Here is a 22,569-nt window from a genome sequence, read left to right on the forward strand (position 1 = left end):
GCTTTTGACTGACCACTGACGACCAATTGGGGGAAGCGCCGCCGTGTTGACGATTCTTTTTGACGGCGTGGCCTACGGCATGCTGCTGTTTGTGCTGGCCGTGGGCCTGGCCGTGACGCTGGGTCTGATGAACTTCATCAACCTGGCCCATGGGGCCTTCGCCATGGCCGGCGGCTACATCACGGTGATGGCCATGCAGCGCCTGGGCCTGCCGTTTCTGGCCTGCCTGCCGCTGGCCTTTGTGGGCGCCGGGTTGATGGGGGCCTTGCTGGAACGCACGCTGTACCGGCCCATGTACAGCAAGCCCCACCTGGACCAGGTGTTGTTCTCCATTGGCCTGGCCTTCATGGCGGTGGCCGGGGTGGACTACTTTGCCGGCTCCAGCCAGCAGAACGTCCAACTGCCCGAGTGGCTGCGTGGCCGCACCGAATGGGGCGATGGCCTGCTGCAACTGGGCATGGGCCATTACCGCCTGTTCATCATTGCCGTGTGTGCGGCGCTCACGGTGGTGTTGCAGTTGGTGCTCACGCGCACCCGCTTTGGCAGCCGGCTGCGCGCTGCGGTGGACGACCCACGCGTGGCCGCCGGCCTGGGCATCAATGTGAACCAGATCTTTCTGCTCACCTTTGCCGTGGGTTCGGGCCTGGCGGGCCTCGGCGGCGCGCTGGGGGCTGAGGTGCTGGGGCTGGACCCGACCTTCCCGCTCAAGTACATGATCTATTTTCTGATCGTGGTCTCGGTGGGGGGCACCTCGTCGATCACTGGCCCCTTGCTGGCCGCGCTGCTGCTGGGCGTGGCCGATGTGGCGGGCAAGTACTTCATTCCCAAACTGGGCGCCTTCATCGTCTACACGCTCATGATCATGATTCTTCTGTGGCGCCCGCAGGGGCTGTTCACCCGCCGGGGGGGCCGCTGATGCACCGCCCGAACACGGCTTCTGACATGCAGGCGGCCCTGCTGCGCCGCTCGCGACCCCGGGCCTGGGAGTTCGTGGTCTGGGCCGCCGCCCTGGCCGCGCCAGCCGTGCTGCCCTCGCACGCGTTGATGATCAACGAGATCGCCATCGTGGCCTTGTTTGCCATGTCGCTGGACCTGATCCTGGGCTACACCGGCATTGTTTCGCTGGGCCATGCGGCTTTCTTCGGCTTTGGCGCCTATTCGGCCGCTTTGTTTGCCAAGCTGGTCATGCCCGACCCCACGCTGGGCCTGCTGGTGGCCGCCGTGCTGTGCACGGCGCTGGGGGCGCTGTGCAGTGTCACCATTCTGCGTGGCACCGACCTGACCCGGCTGATGGTGACCCTGGGCACCGCGCTGATTCTGCTGGAGTTGGCCAACAAGCTTGATTGGTTGACCGGTGGCGCGGATGGCTTGCAGGGCGTGATCATGGGCCCGGTGCTGGGCTACTTCGAGTTTGACCTGATGGGGCAGGTGGCGGCCTGGTACTCGCTGGGCGTGGCCTTGCTCTTGTTCGTGCTGATGCGCCGCCTGGTGCATTCCCCCTTTGGGGCCACGCTGATGGCGATCCGTGACAACCGCCTGCGCGCCATGGCCATCGGCATCCCGGTGGTGCAGCGCCTGGTGCTGGTCTATGCCGTGGCGGCCGGCGTGGCCGGCGTGGCCGGGGCCCTGCTGGCGCAGACCACGGGCTTTGCCTCGCTCGATGTGCTGGCTTTTGACCGATCGGCCGATGTGCTGTTGATGCTGGTCATTGGCGGGGTGGGGTGGTTGTACGGCGGGGTCGTCGGGGCCATCGTCTTCAAACTGCTGCAGGACAGCCTCTCGGCCATCACGCCGCAGTACTGGATGTTCTGGATCGGCCTGCTGCTGGTCTTGCTGGTGCTGGTGGGGCGTGAGCGGCTGCTGCGCCCCTGGACCTGGTTCGGCCGTGGCCGTGCGCAAGGGGGCCCGCGATGAGCGCTGCCTACTACGAAGCCATTGCCGAGACCACTCGGCCAGAGGCCCCGGTGGTGCTGGAGACGCGCTCTCTGGTGATGCGTTTTGGTGGCATCACCGCCACCAACCAGGTGTCGCTGCAACTGCGCCAGGGGGCCCGTCATGCGCTGATCGGCCCCAATGGGGCCGGCAAGACCACCTTGATCAACCAGCTCACCGGCGTGCTGGCCCCTTCTGAGGGCAGTGTGTGGCTGGATGGCCAGGACATCACCACCCTGGCGCCGCACCTTCGGGTGCAGCGCGGCCTGGTGCGCACCTTCCAGATCAACCAGTTGTTCGACAGCATGAGCCCGCTGCAGACGCTGAGCCTGGTGGTGTCACAGCACCGCGGCCAGGGCGGCCGCTGGTGGCAGGCCCTGGGCCGCGACCGTGGTGTGGTGGAGCGCGCCGAGCAGTTGCTGGTGCAGTTCCACCTGGCCGATGTGGCGCATCAACCCACGCGGGTGCTGGCCTACGGCAAACGCCGCCTGCTGGAGATGGCGATTGCCCTGGCCTGCGAGCCCCGCGTGCTGCTGCTGGACGAGCCCGTGGCCGGCGTGCCGGCGGGTGAACGTGACGAACTGCTGCAGACCCTGGCAGCGCTGCCGGCCGATGTGTCGGTGCTGCTGATCGAGCACGACATGGACCTGGTGTTCAGCTTTGCCCGCCGCATGACGGTGCTGGTCAACGGCACGGTGCTGACCGAGGGTGAGCCCGAGGTGATTGCAAACGATCCCCAGGTCAAGGCGGTGTACCTGGGCCACGGAGACACCCATGGCTGAGTTGCTGAACGTCGAGAACCTGAGCGCTGGTTACGGCGAGGCCGTGGTGTTGCACGAGGTGTCGCTGCGCCTGGACGAGGGCCAGACCCTGGCCCTGCTGGGGCGCAACGGCACCGGCAAGACCACCTTCATGAACACCCTGGCAGGCGCCACGCGTCAGCATGCGGGCCGCATCAGCCTGGGCGGCCAGGCCCTGAACCGCCTCAAGCCCCACGAACGGGCCGCCGCTGGCATCGGCTGGGTGCCGCAAGAGCGCAACATCTTCAAGTCGCTCACGGTGCATGAGAACCTCACGGCCGTGGCCCGGCCCGGCCCCTGGACGCCCGAGCGGGCCTACCAGATGTTTCCGCGTCTGGCCGAGCGTCAGGGCAACCTGGGTACCCAGCTCTCGGGTGGCGAGCAGCAGATGCTGGCCGTGGCCCGTGCCCTGGTGCTGAACCCGCGGCTGCTGTTGCTTGACGAGCCGCTGGAGGGCCTGGCCCCCATCATCGTGGAAGAGTTGTTGCGGGCCCTCCGGGCCATCACCCGCGACGAAGGGCTGAGCGCCATCATCGTCGAGCAGCACCCGCAGGCCATCCTGGCGATCTCCGATGTGGCGGTGGTGCTGGACCACGGCACGGTGGTGCACCGGGACAGCGCCCAGGCCTTGAGCGAGCGGCCCGATTTGCTGGATCAACTGCTGGGTGTGGCGCGTCGCTGACATGGGGGGCGTTGAAAGCGGCCGTTTTCCACACTTGACGGCCGACAGTCGGTGCTTTTCGGCTGACGGGTCGTATCATCGCCGCAGCGTTTCAACCGAGGGTTTTCCCGTGTCCGATTGCATTGCGCGCCGTCAGGCGCTGGCTTCGCTGTGGGGGGCTGCGCTGCTCGGCAGTGGCTCAGTCCTGGCCCAGGCCCCAACATCCGCCCTGCGCTTTTCCGGTGCCTATGGCGACGCGGTCTTCCATACCCAGAACCTGCGTCAGTTTGCTCGCCGTGTGGCCGAGATCGCAGGCTCGCCTGTCGAGCTGGGGGTGAATTCGCAGCTCAAGCCCATGGCCGAGGTGTTGCCGGCGCTGGCGCAGGGGGAGTTGGCCTTTGGTGAGGTGCTGATGTCCTCCTACGGTGCCAAGTACCCGCTGCTGGCCATCGACTCCTTGCCTTTCATGGTTCGGGGCTTTGAAGATGCGGCCCACATGTGGGAGGCCTCGCGCAAGGCGGTGAGCGACGAGATGCTCAGCCACGGTGTGCGTGTGCTGTATGCCGTGCCCTGGCCGGGCCAGGGCCTTTACAGCCGCAGCGCGGTCAATCAGCTGGGTGACCTCAAGGGCCTGCGCTTTCGCGTCTACAACGACGCCACCAAACGCCTGGCCGAATTGTCGGGCGCCACGGCCACCACCATTGCGGCGCAAGACCTCTCCAAGGCCATCGAGACCGGGCAGGTGGACGCCATGCTCACCTCCAGCACCACCGGGGTCGACAGCCAGGCCTGGAAGGCCATGAAGTTCTTTGTGGACCTGCGCGCCTGGATTCCCAAGAACATGGTCTGTGTCAGCGATAAGGTCTGGAATGGCTTCAGCCCGGCGGTGCGTCAGAGCCTCCTGGAGGCCGCCAAACAAGCCGAAACCCAGGGCTGGCAACTGGCCCGCAGCGCCGATGAGGCGGCCAAGAAACAATTGGCTGAACAGCGTGTGCAGGTGGTGCCCCCCACCGCCGAACTGCGCCGCACCCTGGACCAATTGGGTGAACGCTTCGGCCGCGAGTGGGCGCAGAAGGCCGGCATCACCGGCACCCAGGCCTTGTTGGGCTACTACGCCCGGCGCGGCGGGTGATACCGGCGCAGCCGGGGTTGTCGTTCAGTCCAGCTGCACGTTGGCCGTCTGAACCACTTTCGACCACTTGGCGGCTTCGGCCTGGATGAAGCTGCTGAATTGCTGGGGGGTGCCGGGGGCGGCTTCGGCGCCTTGCTCCAGCATCTGCTGGCGCACCTCGGCCTGGTTCAGTATCTGGTTGATCTCGGCATTGAGGCGGGCCACCAGTTCTGACGGGGTGGCGGCGGGCGCCCACAGACCGAACCACGAGGTGGCGTCGTAACCGGGCAGGCCGCTTTCGGCGATGGTGGGCAACTGGGGCAGGCTCGGAAAGCGGGCCGAGCCGGTGACAGCGATGGCACGCAAGGCGCCCGACTTGATGTGTGGCAGGGCCGAGGGCAGGTTGTCGAAGCTGCACGAGGTCTGGCCTGCCAGCAGGTCGGCAATCGCCGGTGCGCTGCCCTTGTAGGGCACGTGCACCATGTCCACCTGGGCCATCTGCTCGAACAAGGCCCCCGCCAGGTGGATGGAGGTGCCATTGCCGGCCGAGGCATAGGTCACCTTGCCCGGGTGGGCCTTGGCGTAGGCGATCAGCTCTTTCACGGTCTTGTAGGGCTGGCTGGGGTGCACCACCAGCACGTTGGGCACCTTGGCCACCAGGCCCAGGGGGGCGAAGTCGCGTGCCGGGTCGTAGGCCAGCTTCTTGTAAAGGAACTGGTTGATGGCGTGGGTGCCGATGGTGCCCATCAGCAGGGTGTAGGCGTCAGGGGCGGCCTTGGCCACCACCGCGGCTCCGATGCCACCGCCAGCGCCGGCCTTGTTGTCCACGATCACGGTGCCGCCCAGGCGGTTGCCGAGGTGGCGGGCCATCAGCCTGCCCAGGATGTCGGTGGTGCCGCCAGCGGCAAAGGGCACGACCACGGTCACCGGCTTGCCGCCTGGGTATTTGCTTTGGGCCAGCGCTGGCAGGGGGCTGCCCACGCTGGCAGCGCTGGCCAGGGCCAGCAACTGCCGGCGGTTCAGGGTCGGGTGGCTTGTCGTCATGCTTGTCTCTCGAAGGGGGAAGGCACCCCGCAAAGACCGGCAGACGTCTGGTGGGCCCCGGGGCCGGCCGATTGTTGGTCAATAAACTGTGTTTGACAATCGGAGGAAAAATTGACGGTCTGTCTTATGAAATTTGACAATTCCAGGGTTTGACTCGGGTCAAGCGGTGCTTGGGGCCGCGAGAGACCTTCTGGCCTCAGCAACAGGCCGCCTGGCCGTAATTGGGCTAGCGGTGCATTTGGGCTGTGCGGTGCACTTGGGCGGGGCGCGTTTGACGTTCAGCCCCTTGCAGTTCAAGCGGGTGTCGGATTGACGGGTCTGAATATGGATCGTATTCTGGCCGGCCAGGATTTCCAGGAGCTGCCATGTCCCTTGCCACCCAGATCAGGCCCATCACCTACTTGAAGTCGAATGCGGCGGACATTGTCAAAGGGTTTTCTGTCAATCCCGAGCCCATCATCATCACCCAGAACGGCGAGGCCAAGATGGTGGTGATGGACATTGCCGAGTATGAAAAGCAGCAGGAGGCGATGGCCTTGCTCAAGCTGCTGGCGCTGGGCAGGACAGAGTTCCAGGCGGGGCACTTCAGCGAGGCGAAAGACTTCCTCGACGAAATGGGTGACGGGGCGTGACGCGCCGAATCGTCGTTCTGGACAGCGCCAAAGAAGACTTCAAAGACATCCAGCGATACGTCAAGCAGAACTTCGGTGACGCCGTCTGGCGCACCGTTCACGCTGAGTATCAAGACGCTTTCAGGCGTATCCAGCAAGCACCGCAAACCGGAACCCCCATTGAATTGCTGGCGGATCTGGGCCTGTCCCATGTGCGCTACGCGCTGGTGCGACAAACCCGGCTGGTCTACGAGTTCGATGACAGTCTGATCATCGTTCACCTCCTCATCGGGACCCGGCAAGATTTCAGAGCCCATTTGCTCAAGCGGCTGCTGAGGTGTTGATTTTTCGCCGCTGCAGGTCGATGCTGGGTCATGTTGGGGCCCCGGTCGCCTGGGCATGCGCCCGCACCAGGCAGTCATGAAACAGCTGTGCGGCCCGCCCGGGCTGGGGCGAGCGGCGCAGCAGGCTGACGAACTGGCATTCGTAGTGCAGGGCTTCTGGCTGCACGGCCTGCATCAGGCCCTGGCGTTCGAAGGGCTCGGCATAGTGATCGGGCAGAAAGCCCAGAAAGCGGCCCGACAGGATCAGCGTGGCGATGGCCTCCTGGTCAAAGCCGGTGGCCCGGCGCGACAGGCGGGCCTGGTGGCTCAGCTCCATGTTGGGCGAGTGGTAGCCCAAGCCGGCAAAGTGCCAGCGGCGCAGGCTGTCCCAGTCCAGATCGCTGTGCTCGGCCCCGAACAGGGGGTGGCGGGCGCCGCAGTACAGCAGCATTTTTTCGTTGAACAGGTCGGCGTACATCAGGCTGGGCGAGCTGCGGTGAGCCGGGATCACGCCCACCTGCAGGCTGCCGTCAATGATGCCGCGCTCGATGGTGTTGATCGAGGCCACGCGCAGCACCAGGTTCACATCGGGGGCCTGCTCGGTGAACAGCGCGATGGCCTGATGGATGCGCGAGGCCGGGTTGCTGGCGGTCTTGTCGAACAGGGCCAGCTCCAATTGCCCGCCCATGCGGTGGTGGATGTCGTCGACGCTGCTGCGAAAGCCGTCCACGGCGGCCAGCAGGCGCAGGGTTTCGTCATACACCCGCTGGCCCTCCTGGGTGAGGGCAAAGCCGGCCCGGCCGCGCCGGCACAGCACCAGACCGAGGCGGGTTTCGAGGTCTTTCACATGGCGGCTCACGGTGGAGGTGCCGATGTTCAGCTCGAGTTCGGCGGCCGACATGCCGCCGCATTCGACCACGGTCTTGAACACCTGCAGCAGGCGCAGGTCCATGTCGCTGAGCTGGCCCAGGATGGCGCGGTTCTTGGTGGCGCGTTCGGCTGCAGGGGGGGGTGGGGGCGGGTTGTTTTTTACTTGCATAAATTGCGAAGTAAGTATTGATATTGATCCATTTTCAAGAATAACGGCGGCATGAAGAATGGGCAACTTGTTTCACCCACACTGCCACGTTCGCCGCGTGGCCCGACCGCCATGACCCAGCTCGCCGCCGAACCCTCTGCCACCCCGGCACCGGACACCTCTTTTGCCGGTCGCACCGATGCCGCGTGGCTTGAAGCCCACTGGATGCCCTACACGGCCAACCGCAGCTTCAAGAAAGACCCGCGCATCATCGTCGAGGCCAAGGGGGCCTACTTCACCGACGCTGATGGCCGCAAGATCTTCGACGGCCTGTCGGGCCTGTGGTGCAGCGGCCTGGGCCATGGCCGTCCCGAAATCACCGAAGCCGTGAGCCGCCAGATCGCCAAGCTCGACTACGCGCCGGCCTTCCAGTTCGGTCACCCCGGCTCGTTCGCCCTGGCCAACCGCCTCAAGGAGCTGACCCCGGCCGGCCTCGACTATGTGTTCTTCACCGGTTCGGGTTCTGAGTCGGCCGACACGTCGCTCAAGCTGGCCCGTGCCTACTGGCGTGCCAAGGGGCAGGGCAGCAAGACCCGCCTGATCGGTCGCGAAAAGGGCTACCACGGCGTGAACTATGGCGGCATCTCGGTGGGCGGCATCGGCGCCAACCGCAAGATCTTCGGCCAGGGCGTCGAAGCCGACCACCTGCCGCACACCCAGCCGGCCGCCGGCTCGTTCTACAAGGGCATGCCGCCCACGGGTGCCGAGTTGGCCGACCGCCTGCTCGACATGATTGCCCTGCACGATGCGTCGAACATCGCTGCCGTCATCGTCGAGCCCTTCTCGGGTTCGGCCGGCGTGGTGATCCCGCCCGTGGGGTATCTGAAGCGCCTGCGTGACATCTGCACCGCCCACAACATCCTGTTGATCTTTGATGAAGTGATCACCGGTTTTGGCCGCACCGGCGCCTTCACCGGGGCCGAGGCCTTTGGCGTCACCCCCGACATCCTGAACTGCGCCAAGCAGATCACCAATGGGGCCCAGCCCCTGGGGGCCGTGCTGGCCACCCAGGAGATCTACGACACCTTCATGGCGGTGGGCGGCCCCGACTACATGCTGGAGTTCCCGCACGGCTACACCTACTCGGCCCACCCGGTGGCCTGTGCCGCTGGCCTGGCCGCGCTCGATGTGCTGCAAAAGGAAGACATGCTGGGCCGCGTGCGCACCCTGGCCCCGTACTTCGAGACCGCCGTGCACAGCCTCAAGGGCAGCAAGCACGTGGCCGACATCCGCAACTATGGCCTGGCCGCCGGCATCACGCTGCAGGCCTTGCCCGGTGAGCCGGCCCGCCGCCCCTACGAGGTGGCCATGGCCTGCTGGAAGAAGGGCTTCTATGTGCGCTACGGTGGCGACACCATCCAGTTGGCACCCCCCTTCATCACCGAAAAGGCCGAGATCGACCGCCTGATCAACGCCCTGGGCGACGCCCTGGCCGAAACCGCCTGATCCAAGGCGCAAGCTCGCGCCTGCGCACGACATCGAGCCCGGGCCTGCCCTGTCGAAAGACGGGCAGGCCCGGGCTTTTTGGGTTTTGCGAGGGATGCCAGGTTTTGAGCGCGAGGTATCTGTGGCGGGGGGCGGAAATTTCCTGACGCTGGTTCACGGTGTGCACTGACTCCACGGTGTTTGATAGAGTACCGTTTTGGGACTATTCTGCGGCATGCACATCGTCGCTTTGCGCAACCTGGAGTCCTTCTGGCAGCAAACTCATTGCCGCGATGCGAAGGGGCCGTTGAAGGCGTGGCTCGCAGAAGCCCGTGCCGCGCATTGGAGCAGTCCTCAGGACGTGAAGCGCCAGTATGCGAATGCCAGCATCATTGCGAACAACCGTATCGTCTTCAACATCAAAGGGAATGACTACCGCCTGATTGTGGCGATCGCCTACAAAATGCAGTACGTCTACGTGAAGTTCGTCGGAACCCACGCTGAATACGACCGTGTTGACGCTACCGTTGTGGACCAGTTCAAAGGAGTCTGATCTTGGAAATCAAAGCCATCCGCACCGAAGCCGATTACCTCGCGGCGCTGCAGGAAGTGTCGGCCTTGATCGACCTGGACCCCTCGCCCGACGGACCCGACGGGGAGAGATTGGAGGTGCTGGGGGCACTGGTACAAGCCTACGAGGCCAGGCAGCATCCGATCGATCTTCCCGACCCCGTCGAGGCCATCAAGTTCCGCATGGAGCAGTCGGGCATGACGGTCAAAGATCTGGTGCCCTACATCGGCTCACTCAACCGTGTCTATGAAGTTTTGTCCTACAAGCGCTCGTTGTCCCTCAACATGATTCGTCGGCTGAGTGAGGGGCTGCACATTCCGGCCGAGGTCCTGATCCGCAAACCAGAGGCTGTTGAGGCATGATTGGACTGGCTGCGCTGGCTGCACCCGGCTAAGCTCCCAGCCCATGCCCTCTGAAATCACCCCCCAAGCCTCCACCGACGCCCAAGTGGCCCTGCCGGCCCCTCTGGCCCTCGATGCGGTAGCCCTGTCGCAGGCCATCCACCGGCGTGAACTGTCGTGTGTCGAGCTGATGCAGGCCACGCTAGGCCACATCGAGCGCCTCAACCCCCAGGTCAATGCCATCGTCGCCGCGTTGGAGCCCGAAGGCCTGCTGGCCCAGGCCCGCGAGCGTGACGAGCAACTGGGCCGGGGGCAGAGCCTGGGCGTGCTGCACGGCTTTCCACAAGCCCCCAAGGACATCGCCCCGGCCGCAGGCCTGATCACCACCCGGGGCTCTCCCCTGTTCAAGGGCCAGCTCACGCGCACCGATGCCCAGGTGTTCGCCCGCATGCGCGAGGCGGGCGCTGTCTTCATCGGGCGCACCAATTCGCCCGAGTTCGGCCTGGGTGGCCACACCTACAACAGCGTGTATGGCGCCACCGGTGGCGCGTACGACCCGACCCGATCGGCCGGTGGCAGCAGCGGCGGTGCTGGCGCGGCGGTGGCCTTGCACCTGTTGCCGGTGGCCGATGGCTCCGACATGATGGGCTCGCTGCGCACGCCGGCGGCCTTCAACCATGTGTTTGGTTTCCGGCCGTCTTTCGGGTGCGTGCCGCAGGGGCCGGCCGACGAGGTGTTCTTCCAGCAGTTTGGCGTCAGCGGCCCGATGGCGCGCAACGTGCCCGACCTGGGGTTGCTGCTGTCGGTGCAGGCAGGCTTTGATGCGCGCCAGCCTTTGACGCGGCAGCAGGACGCTTCGGTCTACGCCGGCTCGCTGGCCCGTGATTTCCAGGGCACGCGCATTGGCTGGCTGGGCGACCTGGGCGGGCATCTGGCCACCGAGCCCGGGGTGCTGCCACTGTGCGAGCAGGCGCTGCACCATTTCGAGGCGGTGGGCTGCGTGGTCGAGCCGGTCTTGCCGCAGGCCGATTTCGAGCGTGTCTGGCAGGCCTGGCTGGACCTGCGCAGCTTCACCGTGTCCGGCAATTACGCGCCCTTGTATGAGGACCCCAAGCGCCGTGCCCAGCTCAAGCCCGAGGCGGTGTGGGAGATCGAGCGGGGGCTGGCCTTGAGCGGGCCGCAGCTGTTCCGCGCCAGTGCGGTGCGCAGTGCCTGGTACCAGGCGCTGCGGGCCTTGTTCGAGCGTTTTGATTACCTGGTGCTGCCCTCGGCCCAGGTGTTTCCGTTCGAGCTGGCCCAGCATTGGCCGGTGCAAGTCGGTGGGCGCACGATGGACACCTACCACCGCTGGATGGAGGTGGTGATCGCGGCCACGATGGGTGGGCTGCCGGCCCTCAGCGTGCCGGCCGGCCTGGGCGGGCCGCAAGGGCGCTGGCCCGTGGGCCTGCAGATCATTGGCCCGGCCCAGGCCGATTGGGCCGTGCTGCAGATGGGCTACGCCTACGACCAGGCGGGCGGCTTCTCGAAGGTGCGCAGCCCCTTGCTGGCGGACTGAAGGACGGCCTTAGCCGGTGGCGCCCAGGCGCCGGCTCAGATCCAGGGCGCAGGCCTTGAGGGCCAGGGCCACCGGCCCGTCCAGAGCCGTGTCCAGTGTGGCGCTGGGGCCGATGCAGGCCAACACCAGCACCAGCTGACCAAAGCCATTGAACACCGGGCTGGCCAGGGCGCTGATGCCCGTGATCAGGTGGTTGTTCACCACGCCCAGCCGGGTTTGCCGCACGCGCTCCAGTTCGGCGGCAAAGGTGGGGTCGTCCAGGGCGCCGGCGTCGCCGTCGCTGGCCAGGGCCATGGCCACGTCGTGGCGCGGCCGGTAGGCCGCAAACACCTGGCCCGAGGCCGTGTGGCGCACCGAGGCCGTGGTGCCGTGCCGCATGGCCACATACACCGCGGTCGGCCCTTCTTCGACCCGGATGATGGTGGGCCCGCGCGCGCCCCACACCGAAGCCGACACCGTGTGACCCAGGCGCTGCGCCAGGGCGGGCAACTCGGCATTGGCCAGTTGCACCGGGTCGACCTGCTGCAGGCTGATCAGGCCCAGTTGCAAGGCCAGAGGCCCCAGGCCGTAGTGGCCACTCACGCCGTCTTGTTCGATCAGCCCCAGCTTGCCGAAGCTCACCAGATAGGGGTGGGCCTTGGCCGGGCTCATGTCGGCCTCGCGGGCCAGGTCTTTCAGGGGCATGCGGCGGCCCGTGTGGGCCAGCACCTTGAGCAACTGGCCGCCCACTTCCACGCTTTGGATGCCGCGCGGCGCGCGGGGGCCGGATTCGGGCTCCAGGCCTTGTTCTTCTTCGCTTGTGCTTCTCATGACCCGATTGTGCTTGCTCGCAGGCCCCCTGAAAGGGCTAGGGTTTTCACTTAAACGAATGGCTTAGACATGAACGAATTTTTTGCTTAGGATCAACGAATTCCGTTTAGGCGAACAAATTTGCCTATGTTGAATTTCAACCTACCCACGAGACCGACATGACGACCAAGACTTTTGCCTCTGCCGCCGACCTTGAAGTGAAGAAGGTGAGCTTCGACAAGCTGTCCGAGCACGCTTACGCCTACACCGCCGAGGGCGACCCCAACACCGGCATCATCATTGGCGACGACGCCGTGATGGTGATCGACACCCAGGCCACGCCGGTGATGGCGCAGGACGTGATCCGCCGCATCCGCGAAGTGACCGACAAGCCCATCAAGTACGTGCTGCTGAGCCACTACCACGCGGTGCGCGTGCTGGGGGCCAGCGCCTATGGCGCCGAGCACATCATCGCCAGCGAAGACACCCGTGACCTGATCGTCGAGCGGGGCCAGTTCGACAAGGACAGCGAGATCGGCCGCTTTCCGCGCCTGTTCCAGAACGTCGAAAGCGTGCCCGAAGGCCTGACCTGGCCCACCCTGACCTTCAACAAGAAGATGACCCTGTGGCTGGGCAGCGTCGAGGTGCAGATCCTGCAACTGGGCCGCGGCCACACCAAGGGCGACACCGTGGCCTGGCTGCCGCAAGAGAAGATCTTGTTCTCGGGTGACCTGGTCGAGTTCGACGCCACCCCCTACGCTGGCGACGCCTATTTCAAGGACTGGCCACAGACCCTGGACAACATCGCCGCGCTGAAGCCCGAGAAGCTGGTGCCTGGCCGTGGCGCTGCGCTGCAGACGCCTGAGCAGGTGCAGGCTGGCCTGGCCGGCACCCGGGCCTTCATCAGCGATCTGTACGAGAGCGTCAAGGCCGGTGCTGCCGCAGGCCAGGACCTGCGCAAGGTCTATGAAGCCACCTTTACCAAGCTGCAGCCCAAGTACGGCCAGTGGGTGATCTTCAACCACTGCATGCCTTTTGACGTGACCCGTGCCTACGACGAAGCCACCCAGTTTCCCGACCCCCGCATCTGGACTGCCGAGCGCGATGTGCAGATGTGGAAGTCGCTGGAAGGCTGAACCCCCAATCCGCAAGAGTCCAGGTGTGAGGAGACAAGCCGCATGAACCCCCAAGATATTCCTTTCGAAGCCCTGCGTGGCACCGGGCCTGAGGTGCAGGCCATCGAGTTCCCGTACCGGCGCAGTGCCGATCAGGACGCTGCCACGCCGGCGCGCCACCCGGTGGTGGTGGTGGGCGCCGGCCCGGCCGGGCTGAGCCTGGCCATCGACCTGGCCCAGCGCGGCCAGCCGGTGGTGGTGCTCGACAACGACTACCGCCTGTCCATCGGCTCGCGCGCCATCTGCTTTTCCAAGCGGGCGCTCGAGATCTGGGACCGCCTGGGCGTGGCCCCGCGCATGGTCGAGAAGGGCGTGTCCTGGAACGTGGGCAAGGTTTTCTTCCACGATCAGCAGGTCTACCAGTTCAACCTGCTGCCCGAAGACGGGCACCTGCAGCCCGCCTTCATCAACCTGCAGCAGTACTACGCCGAGGCCTACCTGGTCGAGCGTGCGCTGCAGCTGCCGTTGATCGACATCCGCTGGCACAACAAGGTCACGGCCGTGGCGCCGCGTGCCGACGGTGCACGGGTCAGCATCGACACGCCCGAGGGCGCCTACCAGCTCGATGCCGACTGGCTGGTGGCCTGCGATGGCTCGCGTTCGCCGGTGCGCGCCATGCTGGGCCTGGAGAGCAAGGGCCGTATCTTCCAGGACCGCTTCCTGATCGCCGACGTCAAGATGCAGGCCGACTTTCCGACCGAACGCTGGTTCTGGTTCGATCCGCCCTTTCACCCGCACCAGAGCGTGCTGCTGCACCGTCAGCCCGACAACGTCTGGCGCATCGACTTCCAGCTCGGCTGGGACGCCGACCCCGAAGAAGAGAAAAAGCCCGAGAACATCCTGCCGCGCGTGCGTGCCCTGCTGGGGCATGACGCGCAGTTCGAACTCGAATGGGCCAGTGTCTACACCTTTGCCTGCCTGCGCATGGACCGCTTCGTGCACGGCCGGGTGATCTTTGCCGGTGACAGCGCGCACGGCGTTTCACCGTTTGGCGCACGCGGTGCCAACAGCGGCGTGCAAGACACCGAGAACCTGGCCTGGAAGCTCGACTGGCTGCTCAAGGGCCGCGCCGGCGAGGCCTTGCTGGCCACCTACGGCCCCGAGCGCGAGTACGCGGCCGACGAGAACATCCTCAACTCCACCCGGGCGACCGACTTCATCACGCCCAAGAGCGAGATCAGCCGGCTGTTCCGCGACGCCACCCTGGACCTGGCGCGCGAGCATGAATTTGCCCGCCGCCTGGTCAACAGCGGCCGGCTGTCGGTGCCGGCCACGCTGCAGGGCTCGGTGCTCAACACCCCGGATGGGGATGCGTTTGCCGCACCGCGCCAGGTGCCCGGCGCCGTGCTGCTCGATGCCCCGGTGCGCCGCCCCGAAGGTCAGAACAGTTGGCTGTTGCGCGAGCTGGGCGCTGACTTCACGCTGCTGTGCTTCGGCCCCGTGCCCGCCTGGGCCGCCGGCCTGCCGCATGTGCAGGCCATCGGCATCGGCCACGAGCTGCTCGACCCGCAAGGCCTGGTGGCCCAGCGCCTGGATGCCCAGCCCGGTACCGCTTACCTGATCCGCCCTGACCAGCACGTGAGCGCCCGCTGGCGTGCCCCCACCGAAGCCGCCGTGCGCGCCGCCCTGGCCACCGCGACCGCGACGGCCACCGCCGCCTGAGACCCTGGAGACACCGACATGCTCAACACCCAAGCCAACCTCGGCGCCTGCGACGACTTCTACGACGCGCTGATCCAGTCCCACCAGGGCCTCAGCACCGAGCAAAGCCATGCCATGAACGCCCGCCTGGTGCTGCTGCTGGCCAACCACATCGGCGATGCCGACACCTTGCAGCATGCTTTGCAGCTGGCCCGCGGCAGCGCGCCGGCCCAGGCGCCGGTGGCGCCCGAGCGCGCCGCCATCACCCCGGTGGCCCCGGTGCACGCCGCGGCCTGAGGCCCGGCCCAGCCTCGCCCCAGCGGCGCTCAGCAACGCCTCTGTTCTCTGGCCTGCCTTCCGTGGCGGGGCAGGGGGCATTGCGCCCTCATCAAAACAACAAGCCATTCCAAAAACCACACCCGAATCGGAGACAACACCATGCAACGCAACACTTTTCTGACCGCCCTGGCCACGTCCTGGCTGGGCCTGGCCCTGGGCAGCGCCGCCCTGGCCGCTGCCAATGACAAACCCCTGGAATGGGTGGTGGGCTACGCCGCCGGTGGGGGCTCGGATGTGGTGGCCCGCACCATTGCCGAATCCATGGGCACCAGCCTGGGTCGCACCATCATCATCAACAACAAGCCTGGCGCGGGCACCAACATCGCTGCTGAGTACGCGGCCCGTTCCAAGGACTACGGCAATCTGGTGTTCTCGGCCGACTTTGCCACCCTGGCGGCCAATCCCTTCCTGTTCAGCAAGCTCAGCTACAGCGCTGAAAAAGACTTCCAGCCCGTGGGCCTGTTGGTGCGCTTCCCGATGTTCCTGGTGGTGTCCAACCAGGTGCCGGTCAGCAACTACAAAGAGTTTGTCGCCTGGGCCAAGGCACAGACCGATGGCGTGAACTGGGCGTCGGCCGGCCCGGGCAGCCCGCACCACCTGGTGGGCGAATTGTTCCGCGAGCAAAGCGGCCTCAAGCTCACCCATGTGCCTTACCGCGGCGCGGCCCCGGCCATCACCGATGTGGTGGGCGGTCAGGTGCCTGCCATGTGGGTGGACAGCGCCACCGCCTACCCCTTTCTGAATGGCGGCAAGCTCAAGGCCATCGGCGTGGCCAGCCCGCAGCGCGTGGCCACCATGCCCGACGTTCCCACCCTCAACGAACAAGGCCTGAAAGGCTTCGAGGGCTATGCCTGGCAGGGGTTGGTGGTGCCCACCGGCACCCCGCCGGAGGTGGTGAACAGCCTCAGCAAGGCCTTGCAGACCGCGCTCAACTCGACCACCGTCAAGGCTCGCCTGCAGGCCCTGGGCGTCGAGCCGCTGCCCGGCACGCCGGCCCAGATGGCCAGCTACGCCAAGACCGAGCGCGAAAAGTGGGGCCGCGTGATCAAGCAGGTGGGGGTGAAACTGGATTGATCCACGCCAGTGGCGGCCCGGCCTGAGGCCGCCACGCGGTCATCAACCCGGTGACCTGTCTTTGATGGGCCGCTCCTGCTCCGCCAGCCACTGCCAGGCCGGGGCGGGGCGGGCGAACAGGTAGCCCTGCAAGGCGTCGCAGTGGCTTTGGCGCAGAAAGTCGGCCTGCTCGGCGGTTTCCACGCCTTCGGCCACCACACGCAGGCCCAGGTGCTTGGCCATGGACAGGATCATGCGCACGATGGCCGTGTCATTGGGGTCTTCCGGCGTGTCCTTGACAAAGCTGCGGTCGATCTTCAACTCATACAGCGGCAGGCGCTTGAGGTAGGCCAGGCTGGAGTAGCCGGTGCCAAAGTCGTCGATCGAGAAGCGGATGCCGAGTTGGGCCAGGGCCAGCATGCGGGCCACGGTCTCCTCGAAGTCGTCGATCAGCAGGCCTTCGGTCACCTCGAAGATCAGGCTGTGCGCGGGGGCGCCGGTGCGTTGCAGCACCTCTTTCACCCGGCCCACCAAATCGGGCTGGCGGAACTGGCGCGGGCTCACGTTGATCGACAGCGGGATGTCGTGGCCGCGCGCCTGCAGCAACACCAGCAGTTCGCAGGCCTGCTGCAGCACCCAGTCACCCAGGGCGATGATCTGGCCCGACTTTTCGGCGGCAGCAATGAAGCGGTCGGGCGGCACCAGGCCGCGCTCGGGGTGCTGCCAGCGCAGCAGCAATTCGGCCCCATCGATCTGGCCACGGGCGTCGAACTGGGGTTGCAGGTAGACCACCATCTGTTGCTGGGCCAGGGCTTTTTCCAGGTCGTTCTCGAGCGCCAGGCGTTGCTCGATGTCGGCCTGCATGCTGGTCTCGAAAAACGCGATGCGGTTGCGCCCGGCACCCTTGGCGCGGTACATGGCGGTGTCGGCCTCGCGCAGCAGGTCGGCCGGGGTCTGCTGACCGAAGGGGAACAGGGACACGCCGATGCTGGCGCCCAGGCTGTAGCGCTGCTGCTCCAGCTCGAAGGGCTGAGCCAGCCGCTGGCGGATGCGCTCGGCCAAGGCCATGGCCTCGCTGGCACCGGCGGTCAGGGTGTTGCTCAGGATCGGGGCCAGCACCACGAACTCGTCCCCCCCCAGCCGTGCCACCAGGTGGCCTTCGCGCAGCAGGCTCACCAGCACGGCCGCGGCATGGCACAGCACGGCATCGCCCACGGCGTGGCCACGGGCATCGTTCACGTCCTTGAAGTGGTCCAGGTCGATGAACAGCAGGGCGCCCACCTGGAACCCGCTCTGCGCCTGGCTCAGGGTCTGGCTCAGGCGGTCCATGAACTGGCGCCGGTTGGGCAGGCCGGTCAGGGGGTCGAAATAGGCCAGAACATGGATGGCCTGCTCGGCCGATTTGCGCTCGGAGATGTCGCGCATGATGTTCGAGACCCCGGTGATGCGGCCGCCTTCGTCGGTCAGCGGTGACAGCGTGAGCTCGATGTCCAGGCGCGTGCCGTCCCGGTGCAGACGCTGCGTTTCGATGCGCTCGGCGCGCTCACCCTGGCGCACCCGCTCCAGGATCTGGCGCTCCTCAAGTTGGCGCTCCTGCGGCACGATGATCTGGCTGGACTGGCCCAGGGCCTCGGCCTCGGTGTAGCCCAGCAGTCGGCTGGCCCCGGGGTTCCAGGACGCGAGGCGTCCATCCAGGTCATGGCTGATGATGGCGTCGTCCGAGCTTTCCACGATGGCCGCCAGCCGGGCCCTGGCCTGCTGCATCATCTCCTGCTGGCGCAGCAGTTCGTGCCGGCGGCGTTGCGCGCTGCGCTGCACCAGCAACAGCCCGACCAGCAGCAGGCTGATCAGGAAATAGGGCACCTGCATGTTGCTCCACCACACGGCCCGCATCTCCTGCATGGGCAGGGTCACGAACAGGGTGGCCGGGTAGTGGCTCATGCGGCGGTAGACATTGAGGTTGTCCTGGCCTCCGATCTCATTGCGGCCCTGCAGCGTGCCCTGGGCTGGGAAATGGCGGGCCTGCAGTTCGCGGAACAGGGCGCCCCGGCGCTGCTGGCCGTAGATCTGCTGCATGCTCGCGCTGGCCGGGTTGGGGTAGCGGCTGCGCAGGTAGCCGTCATCGCCCAGGATGCCGATCGAGGCCCGCTTCACGATGGGGGCGTTCTGCCAGAAGGTCTGCAGCAGTTCGGCCGGCAGGTAGGCCGTCACCATGGCCTGCAGGCGGCCTTGGCGATCGCGCAGCGCATGGCGCAGCGGGATCATCCAGCGCTGTGTCAGGGTGCCCAGGGCAGGGCGTCCGAACACAAAGTTCTGCCCTCGGATCATGGCGGCGCGTGCTTCCATGAAGGTGTCCCGCGTGGCCAGCGAGGGCATGACGGTGCCCGCATCGGCCTGGGTCGAGAGCAGCATCTGCCCGTCCTGGCGGATCAGGCTCACGTCCAGCAGTTCGGGGTGCCGGCGACTGTAACGGCGGACCCGTTCCAGATCGTACTGGCCCTCGGGGGTGGGGGACTCTTGCAGTTCCTCGGCCAGCCCGCTCAGGCTGACATGCAGCAGTTGAAAGTAATGATCGGTTGATTTTTCGCCGAGCTCCGTCACCGTGCTCAGCTCAGCGATCAGGCTATGGCTGACCTGCTGCCAGGTGGTCCAGGTGTAGAGACCGGTGAAGCCCAGCACCAGCAGAATCATCAGTGCCATGCTGCGCCAGGGCGCGGGGCTGAAAGCTGGGCTGAAGATCCGTTCAAGCATCAGGCGCAAGACGAGGGTGGGCGGGTTGAGGGGGCTGGGGTCGGTTCAAGGTGGTCGGCTGGTTGGAGACGATACGTCAGTCACAACTTTTAACAAGAGGTGAACCCAGGCTTTTCTCCTCCGGTCTGCGCTGGATCAGCCCATCAAGGCCTGTCAGGGCCGCATGCAGCAGCAGCATGATGGTCTTGCCGTCCTGGATGCGGCCGTCATAGACCCTGTCCAGGGCTTCTTGCAGGGGCATTTCCAGCACCTCGATGTCTTCGCCCTCCTCGGCCAGGCCGCCCTGGGTGGCGGCGCTGCCGGGCGTGTATTCGGCGCAGAACAGATGCAGCCGCTGGCTCACCGAGCCCGGGCTCATGTAGGCCTGGAACACCGGCTGCAGGTGTTCCACACGCAGCCCCATCTCCTCTTCGATTTCGCGGCGGGCGCACGACTCGGGGCTGTCGGCCGGGTCGATCAGGCCGGCGCAGGTCTCGATCAACTGTCCTTCGCCCCCTTCTTTGAGCCACACCGGCAGGCGGAACTGGCGCGTCAGCAGCACCGTGGCCTGGGCCCGGTTGTACAGCAGCACCGAGGCCCCGTCGCCCAGGTGGTAGACCTCGCGGGCGGTGTTCAGGGTGCGGCCGTCGCGGGTCTGCAGCTCAAATCGGGTCTTGCTCAGCCGAGTCCAGTCGTTGGCCAGCTCCTGGGTGCCGAGCAGGCGCACACCGGGCGGCCCGCTGTCGGTGCTGCTGTCGGTGCGCTTGTCGGGGGAGCTCATTGGCAGCTGAACTTCACCGCGCTGCCGTTGGTGGTCTGGCTGCCGCTGCCAGTGCCGGTCGGACTGATGGCGCAACTGCCCGAGGCTGGCTGGGCCGTGATGCCGTAGCTGTAGCTGGCCCCCACTGGCAGGTAGTAGGTGAGGGTGCCGTTCGAGGCAGTGAAGGTCTGGGTCATGGTGTCACTCTGGTCGGGCGAGCTGCCCGTGGGGTAGCTGAAGGTCATGCTCAGGCCCAGCGAGGTGCCGCTGGTCAGTCCGCTGACGGTCAGCGTGTGAGCGTATTGGGTGAAGCAGCTCAACACCAGCGACACCCCGCCCGGCGGCAGGGTGCCGTCCGCCGCGTTGCAGGCGTAGGCGCGCAGGGCCGGGAACTGCGAATAAACCCGGTAGCGCGTGCCCACCGGGATCAGCGTGGCAAAGCTGAAGCCGGGCTTGGCCACGGTCAGTGCGGCGGTGTCTCCGGTGCTGCTGACCACCAAGGTCAGGGGGCCCAGCAGACCATTGGCCGTGCCGCTGAGGGCAAACGAGCCAGGGCCGCAATTGAGTTGCACATTGCTCACGTTCAAGCCGGCCATGGTGCCCTTGCCATTGCCCACGCTGCAGTACTGGTTGGTGGGCTGGGTGGGCACTGTCACGTCGTAGGGCGTACCGTAGGCCAGTGCCTGCGGGAAGATGAAGGTGGTGCTGGTGCCCGTGGCAGGCACGGGGATCGGCAGGGTCTGGCCATTGCTGGCCACCACCAGGCCACTGCCCGTGAGGCCGCTGACGCTGCCACCCAGGGTGGTGGCGCTGCTGCTGCAGCTGATCTGGACGTTGCTCACAGCGCTGCCGGTGATGCTGCCGCTGCCGTTGCTCACGCTGCAGGTCTGGCCCGAGGGCTGGGTCTGCACCTGCACGTTGTAGGCGGTGCCTGCGGCCACGGGCGTGGCGAAGGTGAACTGGGTGGCATTGGCGGCCACGGCGAGGCTCTGGCCCAGGGCGCTCAACACCAGGCCGCTGCCCGTGAGGCCGCTGATGCTGCCACCCAGGCTGTAGCTGGCGCTGCTGCAGCTGACGGTCACCGAGTTGACCGCGCTGGCTCCCATGGTGCCGCTGCCATTGGCCACCGAGCAGGTGGCGCCCACGGGCTGCGCCCGAACCACCACGTTGTAATTGACGCCCACGGCCACGCCCGCCGGAAAGCTCCAGCTCACCGCATTGGCTGGCACGTTGACGCTTTGTGCCGTGATGCCCAGCACCAGCCCGCTGGTGCTCAGGCCGCTCACGCTGCCGCTCAAGGGGTAGGTGTTGAGCACGCACTGCACCTGCACCGAGGTGATGGGGGCGACGCTGGTGACGGTGCCACCTCCGTTGTTGACGGCGCAGGTGGCACCATTGGGCTGGGTCTGCACGGTCACCCAGTAGCTGGCACCCAGGGTCAGGTTGCTGGGGAAGGTGAAGCTGCTGGCATTGGCCGGCACGCTCACGGTCTGGCTGCCATTGGCCAGCACCAGGCCGCTGGCGGTGCCCAGGCCGCTGACACTGCCACCCAGGCTGGCCACGCTGGTGCCGCACACCACGGCCACATTGGTCAGGGCGGCTGCGCCCATGGTGCCGCTGCCGTTGTTCACGCTGCAGCTCAGGCCGCTGGGCTGGCTGGCCACGCTCACGCTGTAGTTGGCCCCGGGGGCGATCAGGCGGCTGAAGGCGAAGTTGGCGGCGCCTGCACTCACAAACACCGTGTCGTTGCCGTTTTTCAGGCTCAGGCCCGTGGCCGAGCCCAGGCCGCTGATGCTGCCGCCCAGGCTGTAGCGGGTACCGATCACCGTCGGGGTGGTGGCGGTGTTGCTGATGGCCAGGCCGTTGAGCAACTGGTCGTAGCCGGTGTTGGTGTTGGTCAGCAAGGTGCTGACCGGGTCGAAGGTGCTGGTGCTCAGCCCGGCGGCGGTGATCTGGCTGCCGAGGTTGCTGTTCAGGTTGGCCTTGGCCTGGGCCAACGCGGTGCTGTTGGCGGCCAGCAGGGTCGGGGTGAGGCGCGACGAGCCCGACTGGCCGGCGGCGCTCACCACGTCCGAGGCCAGCTTGTCGGTCAGGCCGGTCAGGTTCAGCACGATGAAGCTGCGCGCCACCGGGGCGGTGGTGCCGGGGGCAAACCAGCGTGAGCCATCCGGCTTGGTCACCACCCCGACCATGGGGGGCACAAAGCCGTCGATGCGGGCATGGTAGATGCCGTTGCTGTTGGTGGTGGCACTCACGCTGTGGCCGGCGCTGTCGGTGATGGTGACGGGCGCATTGGCCAGCACGGTGCCATCGGCGGCGGCCCCGTTGATGCCGGCGGCGCTGGTCACACCCCCATCAAAGCTGCTGGACTGGGTGACGCCATAGCTGTCCACCATGGGCGTGCTGGTGCTGCCGCCGCCACCCCCCCCTCCGCAAGCCACCAGGGCCAGGGAACTCCACATGAGGCCCAGGAGGCTGATGGCGCGTGTCGTCTTGTTCATGCTTCTGTCTTGTTCGGTTGATGGGACGTCGGTCTGAGGTCTATCACCCACTGTTTGTAACACGCCGAAACACCGCCGCAAGGGCCTCAGGTGTGGGCTTGGTCACGGTGGGCCGCGATACCCGAACCC

Annotated in this window: 21 protein-coding genes; 15 read left to right on the forward strand and 6 right to left on the reverse strand. The window is 66.4% G+C overall.

Translation table 11 applies throughout. The features are described 5' to 3' along the window. Positions 1 to 43: 43 nt before the first annotated feature. The 5 genes from AC3WUT_RS09890 to AC3WUT_RS09910 all read left to right on the forward strand — a co-directional run bounded on the left by AC3WUT_RS09890 (position 44) and on the right by AC3WUT_RS09910 (position 4,525). The gene (locus tag AC3WUT_RS09890; protein ID WP_492346906.1) at positions 44 to 916 is read left to right on the forward strand and encodes a branched-chain amino acid ABC transporter permease; all 873 of its coding nucleotides are present in this window, start codon (positions 44 to 46) and stop codon (positions 914 to 916) included. Next, on the forward strand, positions 916 to 1,914 hold the full coding sequence (locus tag AC3WUT_RS09895; RefSeq protein ID WP_492346907.1) for a branched-chain amino acid ABC transporter permease: 999 nt from the start codon (positions 916 to 918) through the stop codon (positions 1,912 to 1,914). The genes AC3WUT_RS09890 and AC3WUT_RS09895 overlap by 1 nt, the downstream gene beginning before the upstream one ends. Then, positions 1,911 to 2,714, forward strand: coding sequence for an ABC transporter ATP-binding protein (locus tag AC3WUT_RS09900; protein WP_492346908.1), 804 nt, complete (start codon positions 1,911 to 1,913; stop codon positions 2,712 to 2,714). Before AC3WUT_RS09895 ends, AC3WUT_RS09900 begins: the two co-directional genes overlap by 4 nt. Continuing rightward, the gene (locus tag AC3WUT_RS09905; RefSeq protein ID WP_492346909.1) at positions 2,707 to 3,414 is read left to right on the forward strand and encodes an ABC transporter ATP-binding protein; all 708 of its coding nucleotides are present in this window, start codon (positions 2,707 to 2,709) and stop codon (positions 3,412 to 3,414) included. The genes AC3WUT_RS09900 and AC3WUT_RS09905 overlap by 8 nt, the downstream gene beginning before the upstream one ends. Positions 3,415 to 3,523: 109 nt before the next feature. Further along, positions 3,524 to 4,525 (forward strand): TRAP transporter substrate-binding protein, encoded by a 1,002-nt coding sequence (locus AC3WUT_RS09910; protein WP_492346910.1) that lies wholly within the window; start codon positions 3,524 to 3,526, stop codon positions 4,523 to 4,525. Between the two features lie 24 nt (positions 4,526 to 4,549). Here the strand turns inward: AC3WUT_RS09910 and AC3WUT_RS09915 are convergent, their stop codons facing one another. Further along, positions 4,550 to 5,548 carry a Bug family tripartite tricarboxylate transporter substrate binding protein gene (locus AC3WUT_RS09915; RefSeq protein WP_492346911.1) on the reverse strand — a complete coding sequence of 333 codons (999 nt, stop codon included), beginning with the start codon at positions 5,546 to 5,548 and terminating at the stop codon, positions 4,550 to 4,552. A 365-nt stretch (positions 5,549 to 5,913) separates the two neighbouring features. Between AC3WUT_RS09915 and AC3WUT_RS09920 the strand changes: the two genes are divergently transcribed. Both AC3WUT_RS09920 and AC3WUT_RS09925 read left to right on the forward strand, forming a co-directional pair. Beyond that, positions 5,914 to 6,180 (forward strand): type II toxin-antitoxin system Phd/YefM family antitoxin, encoded by a 267-nt coding sequence (locus AC3WUT_RS09920; protein ID WP_492346912.1) that lies wholly within the window; start codon positions 5,914 to 5,916, stop codon positions 6,178 to 6,180. Next, entirely contained in the window at positions 6,177 to 6,503 is a 327-nt protein-coding gene (locus AC3WUT_RS09925) for a type II toxin-antitoxin system RelE/ParE family toxin (RefSeq protein WP_492346913.1), read from the forward strand. The genes AC3WUT_RS09920 and AC3WUT_RS09925 overlap by 4 nt, the downstream gene beginning before the upstream one ends. A 28-nt stretch (positions 6,504 to 6,531) precedes the next feature. Here the strand turns inward: AC3WUT_RS09925 and AC3WUT_RS09930 are convergent, their stop codons facing one another. Then, entirely contained in the window at positions 6,532 to 7,521 is a 990-nt protein-coding gene (locus tag AC3WUT_RS09930) for a LysR family transcriptional regulator (RefSeq protein WP_492346914.1), read from the reverse strand. Positions 7,522 to 7,632: 111 nt separating this feature from the next. Here AC3WUT_RS09930 and aptA point away from each other — a divergent pair, with 111 nt between their 5' ends. The 4 genes from aptA (at position 7,633) to AC3WUT_RS09950 (ending at position 11,452) form a co-directional block, all read left to right on the forward strand. Continuing rightward, positions 7,633 to 9,006, forward strand: coding sequence for an omega-aminotransferase AptA (aptA, locus tag AC3WUT_RS09935; RefSeq protein WP_492346915.1), 1,374 nt, complete (start codon positions 7,633 to 7,635; stop codon positions 9,004 to 9,006). A 214-nt stretch (positions 9,007 to 9,220) separates the two neighbouring features. Next, positions 9,221 to 9,538, forward strand: coding sequence for a type II toxin-antitoxin system HigB family toxin (locus AC3WUT_RS09940; protein ID WP_492346916.1), 318 nt, complete (start codon positions 9,221 to 9,223; stop codon positions 9,536 to 9,538). A gap of 2 nt (positions 9,539 to 9,540) precedes the next feature. Further along, positions 9,541 to 9,918: a helix-turn-helix domain-containing protein gene (locus AC3WUT_RS09945; RefSeq protein ID WP_492346917.1), complete on the forward strand. Its 378-nt coding sequence runs from the start codon at positions 9,541 to 9,543 to the stop codon at positions 9,916 to 9,918. A 43-nt stretch (positions 9,919 to 9,961) separates the two neighbouring features. After that, complete coding sequence (locus tag AC3WUT_RS09950; protein ID WP_492346918.1) at positions 9,962 to 11,452, forward strand: amidase; 1,491 nt, start codon at positions 9,962 to 9,964, stop codon at positions 11,450 to 11,452. Between the two features lie 9 nt (positions 11,453 to 11,461). On the opposite strand, the gene AC3WUT_RS09955 is transcribed toward AC3WUT_RS09950, so the two are convergent. Continuing rightward, positions 11,462 to 12,262: an IclR family transcriptional regulator gene (locus AC3WUT_RS09955; protein WP_492346919.1), complete on the reverse strand. Its 801-nt coding sequence runs from the start codon at positions 12,260 to 12,262 to the stop codon at positions 11,462 to 11,464. A 158-nt stretch (positions 12,263 to 12,420) separates the two neighbouring features. Between AC3WUT_RS09955 and AC3WUT_RS09960 the strand changes: the two genes are divergently transcribed. The 4 genes from AC3WUT_RS09960 (at position 12,421) to AC3WUT_RS09975 (ending at position 16,470) form a co-directional block, all read left to right on the forward strand. Next, entirely contained in the window at positions 12,421 to 13,377 is a 957-nt protein-coding gene (locus tag AC3WUT_RS09960) for an MBL fold metallo-hydrolase (RefSeq protein WP_492346920.1), read from the forward strand. Between the two features lie 42 nt (positions 13,378 to 13,419). Then, positions 13,420 to 15,078: an FAD-dependent oxidoreductase gene (locus tag AC3WUT_RS09965; protein ID WP_492346921.1), complete on the forward strand. Its 1,659-nt coding sequence runs from the start codon at positions 13,420 to 13,422 to the stop codon at positions 15,076 to 15,078. Between the two features lie 18 nt (positions 15,079 to 15,096). Next, complete coding sequence (locus AC3WUT_RS09970) at positions 15,097 to 15,354, forward strand: DUF2783 domain-containing protein (protein ID WP_492346922.1); 258 nt, start codon at positions 15,097 to 15,099, stop codon at positions 15,352 to 15,354. 141 nt (positions 15,355 to 15,495) lie between these two features. Beyond that, on the forward strand, positions 15,496 to 16,470 hold the full coding sequence (locus AC3WUT_RS09975) for a Bug family tripartite tricarboxylate transporter substrate binding protein (RefSeq protein ID WP_492346923.1): 975 nt from the start codon (positions 15,496 to 15,498) through the stop codon (positions 16,468 to 16,470). Between the two features lie 42 nt (positions 16,471 to 16,512). Here the strand turns inward: AC3WUT_RS09975 and AC3WUT_RS09980 are convergent, their stop codons facing one another. The 3 genes from AC3WUT_RS09980 to AC3WUT_RS09990 all read right to left on the reverse strand — a co-directional run bounded on the left by AC3WUT_RS09980 (position 16,513) and on the right by AC3WUT_RS09990 (position 22,440). Further along, entirely contained in the window at positions 16,513 to 19,149 is a 2,637-nt protein-coding gene (locus AC3WUT_RS09980; protein WP_492346924.1) for a bifunctional diguanylate cyclase/phosphodiesterase, read from the reverse strand. Positions 19,150 to 19,276: 127 nt separating this feature from the next. Further along, positions 19,277 to 19,960, reverse strand: coding sequence for an NUDIX domain-containing protein (locus AC3WUT_RS09985; RefSeq protein WP_492346925.1), 684 nt, complete (start codon positions 19,958 to 19,960; stop codon positions 19,277 to 19,279). Beyond that, the gene (locus AC3WUT_RS09990; protein ID WP_492346926.1) at positions 19,957 to 22,440 is read right to left on the reverse strand and encodes a beta strand repeat-containing protein; all 2,484 of its coding nucleotides are present in this window, start codon (positions 22,438 to 22,440) and stop codon (positions 19,957 to 19,959) included. The genes AC3WUT_RS09985 and AC3WUT_RS09990 overlap by 4 nt, the downstream gene beginning before the upstream one ends. Between the last annotated feature and the right edge of the window lie 129 nt (positions 22,441 to 22,569).

Source organism: Curvibacter sp. EU05-FHT14A10 (genome assembly GCF_058791075.1).